Annotated in this window: 4 protein-coding genes and 4 tRNA genes; all 8 read right to left on the reverse strand. The window is 54.6% G+C overall.

From position 1 onward, the window contains the following. Positions 1-101, reverse strand: a 101-nt coding sequence (locus HNR64_RS16905) for a GTP-binding protein (protein ID WP_036257037.1), incomplete at its 3' end; no start/stop codon positions are given. A gap of 80 nt (positions 102-181) precedes the next feature. Continuing rightward, positions 182-257 (reverse strand) — tRNA-Thr (locus HNR64_RS16910). A 34-nt stretch (positions 258-291) separates the two neighbouring features. Continuing rightward, positions 292-365, reverse strand: a tRNA-Gly gene (locus HNR64_RS16915). A gap of 31 nt (positions 366-396) precedes the next feature. Continuing rightward, positions 397-480 (reverse strand) — tRNA-Tyr (locus HNR64_RS16920). A gap of 87 nt (positions 481-567) precedes the next feature. Further along, positions 568-643, reverse strand: a tRNA-Thr gene (locus tag HNR64_RS16925). Positions 644-681: 38 nt separating this feature from the next. Further along, positions 682-1,401: an SPOR domain-containing protein gene (locus HNR64_RS16930; protein WP_204997561.1), complete on the reverse strand. Its 720-nt coding sequence runs from the start codon at positions 1,399-1,401 to the stop codon at positions 682-684. Further along, a complete protein-coding gene (locus HNR64_RS16935) occupies positions 1,398-2,144 on the reverse strand; it encodes a type III pantothenate kinase (RefSeq protein ID WP_204997562.1) in 747 nt (248 codons plus the stop codon). Before HNR64_RS16935 ends, HNR64_RS16930 begins: the two co-directional genes overlap by 4 nt. Next, positions 2,144-3,115: a bifunctional biotin--[acetyl-CoA-carboxylase] ligase/biotin operon repressor BirA gene (gene birA, locus HNR64_RS16940; protein ID WP_204997563.1), complete on the reverse strand. Its 972-nt coding sequence runs from the start codon at positions 3,113-3,115 to the stop codon at positions 2,144-2,146. The genes HNR64_RS16935 and birA overlap by 1 nt, the downstream gene beginning before the upstream one ends. Positions 3,116-3,339: the final 224 nt, after the last annotated feature.

Genomic DNA, 3,339 nt, shown 5'->3' on the forward strand with positions numbered 1-3,339 from the left:
CGCGTCAGCGCTGCAGTCAGAGTCGTTTTACCATGGTCAACGTGACCGATGGTGCCCACGTTGACGTGGGGCTTACTACGTTCAAATTTTTCCTTCGCCATTGCGACAGCCTCCTAGCGGACCTTTTCGTCAAGTCACTACAAAAAGACAAAAACCACCCAGGGCTTTTGTCGCCAAAAATTGGAGCTCATAACCGGACTTGAACCGGTGACCTCTTCCTTACCAAGGAAGTGCTCTACCGACTGAGCTATATGAGCACCGCTAACCTTTTCACATCAGCCAGCGCAAAACTGGAGCGGGTAGCGGGAATCGAACCCGCACCATCAGCTTGGAAGGCTGAGGTTCTACCATTGAACTATACCCGCTGAAAAACCTTCCGCTGGTACATCTAAATAATGGTGGTGGGGGGTGGATTCGAACCACCGAAGCTTGCGCGTCAGATTTACAGTCTGATCCCTTTGGCCACTCGGGAACCCCACCTCGAAAGAGCGAAACATTCTGCTTATGCAGCAATAACTTGTCAATTCTTTATATTGCAAGCCATGAACTCTACAGCGCTTAGAAAAGTGGAGCTGGCGAGAGGAGTCGAACCCCCGACCGGCTGATTACAAGTCAGCTGCTCTACCAACTGAGCTACGCCAGCACATTTCTAGCACGTCGCTTTCGAACGAGGGCGGCATTCTAGTCGAACTCTTTGTAAGACGCAATGCGATTGCAGCTTTTTTTCTCTACTGTTTGCCCTTCTCCTGCCAGCGCCTGCAAATAGGCAATGCCAGAGCGATAAATTTCACTATCCGACTCGGCTTTTAATACCAGCCAGAGGCGCTGAGCAAATTTTGATATTTTGCGGATATCCGCTCCATAACCCCTAGCCTGCATACGCTGCTGATGTTTTTCTGCGCGTTTTGCGTCGCTAAACACCCCCAAAGATACCGCTTTATTTAGTTCGCCACGGCGAATCACATAGCTATCGATACCCTTACGTTTTAGCTCCCGGCTCATCGCGCTGGCCGCCGCCACATCAGCGTATGGCCCAAGGTAGACCCAGTAGTCGGCATCACGCTCATATTCCTCGCGGCGCCACTCAAGCCCAGCAGGCAAATCACCCCCACTCACGGTGGTAAAAGGCCCCAGTAGCCAGCACTCTAATGGCGCAGTCGGCGTAACGGTATTCTGAGGCAGCGCCAGGTCAGTATGTACGTTGGACATAGTCGCCGGCTCTGGGTCGCGCGCCCCATCCGAGACCTCCGGCGCAGCCGCCCGTTCAGACAATAGAACGATATTGCCCTTTACGGCGGGCATTGCCATCGCCTCACTGACCTCCTGATAACCGCTATCGTACCGCTGCCAGAGGTATAAGCCTGCGTTCAGCATAATCAGCGCCAACAATAAGGCCCTCATCCCTCAACCTCCCCATCAGCCAAGGCAAGCGCCAAGCCGTCTAATACCAACTCTTCTTTCAGCTGCCAGTCGCCTTCACCAGCGAGTCGCATCAAGCTAGGCGCATCACCTCCAGTAAGCACAACGCGGGGCACACCACCACTTAGCTGGTAACAATCCGCAATGACGCCTCGAATGGCAGACAACAGGGAGAGCCAGCTACCGTGCTCTACGCATTCCGCCGTTGTCACACCGGGCGCGATCGACGGGTCGGGCACCCCTTCATAGCGCACCCTCTCCGTGCTGCCAGTGAGCGATTCGAGGATCAACTTCCGCCCCGGTAGGATATAGCCGCCTGAATGACAGCCATTTCGGTCAATCAAATCGATAGTGAGGGCCGTGCCTGCATCCACTACAATGACCTCACTCTGCACTAAGCGCCAAGCTGCCAGCATTGCCAGCCAACGATCAACGCCCATCTTCGAAGGGTCTTGGTAACTATTCCTTAAACCACCGCTAATGGGTTGGCTGCGCGCAAAGTAGCACGGTATGGCAAAGCTCCTGGCAACGGCGGACACCATATCCTCAATAGCCTGACCGGCCACTGAGCCGACTCGAATTGCAGAGATTTGGTGCTCGTCCAACAGCATGCGCAAGGCGCTATCAGTCAACACTATACGCCCACCCGCCAAGCGCTCTGGCGCTAACACCCGCCACTTCGCAGAGCTGTTACCGATATCAAGCTCCAATACCACAGCAGACATCAGGATAAGCTCCTCAAACTGACCTCACCGCCATTGAATACGCGGGTGCCCGTGTCGGTACGCAGCAGCAGCCCGCCACCCTGATCGACACCCTCTGCCACGCCACTCACCCAGGTTTCACCGAGCTGTACCATAACCTCTTGCCCTCGGTAAGCATCGAGGCTCTGCCATTCGTCTCGGTACAATGTAAAGCCGCCGCGACTATATTGCGTGAGCACATCAACTAAAGCGTCAATTAATAGAGACAACAAGCAGTTCCTGTCGTCAGCGATGTCGTAGCCCCACAGATCAGCCCAGGGCTGCTGAATACCTGATGTGTCCGCACCGGCCATTTTGACATTCACACCAACACCAATAACCACCTGACAGAGCCCGGCCGGATCGCCCTGCATCTCCAGCAAGATGCCGGCAAGCTTTCGGCCATCGAGCAAAACATCGTTGGGCCATTTCAGCGCGACGCCATCTACCCCAGCTCTCTTCAATGCACGCGCAACAGCCACACCAATACAAAGGCTCAAACCTTCTAGCGCCGACGCACCAGAATGAAACTGCCAAACCATAGAGAAATAGAGGTTTCTAGCAAACGGGCTCACCCACTGCCGTCCCCGCCGTCCCCTTCCAGAACGTTGCAACTCGGCCGTACAGCAATATCCATGCGCATCGCCTTCAGCAATCTTTGCTAACGCGACTTCATTGGTTGACGCCAGCTCATTAAAAATATCCATGGACTCGACAAACGGCTTTGATGCTTCCCCGCTAGAAGCCAGCACCGCCTCCCGTGACAGCAGGTCCAAGCCCCCAACAATGCGGTAGCCGCGGCCTTTCTGAGACTCCAGCTCAATATTTAGCGCCTCAAGCTTCTGAAGCTGCTTCCAAACGGCAGCGCGGCTAACGCCCAACGCCGCACCAAGCTCTTCACCCGAGTGAAATTCACCATCCGCTAAAACCTGGAGTATCTTTTCTGTGCTCAACGCCTATCCCCTCGCGCAACCGAGAGCCGATCATAGCAAAATTTTAATTGAACTGACTGGCTCGTGCCGTGGCTTATGCAGAATGGTCCCAAAGCGCTCGCGGGACAGACTGCCATCGCCAGTTGCCCCACTTTTTCTAGCCACATAGCAAAGTGCCCCAACCGAACTCGGCTGGGGCACTTTAGTTTAGAAGCCTGGCGATGACCTACTCTCACATGGGGAAT

This window comes from Spongiibacter marinus, assembly GCF_016906995.1.
In the GTDB taxonomy this organism is placed as follows: domain Bacteria; phylum Pseudomonadota; class Gammaproteobacteria; order Pseudomonadales; family Spongiibacteraceae; genus Spongiibacter; species Spongiibacter marinus.

Coding starts and splice junctions, on each gene's coding strand:
- HNR64_RS16930 (WP_204997561.1), bottom strand. CDS start 1,401: ATGAGGGCCTTATTGTTGGCGCTGATTATGCTGAACGCAGGCTTATAC.
- HNR64_RS16935 (WP_204997562.1), bottom strand. CDS start 2,144: ATGTCTGCTGTGGTATTGGAGCTTGATATCGGTAACAGCTCTGCGAAG.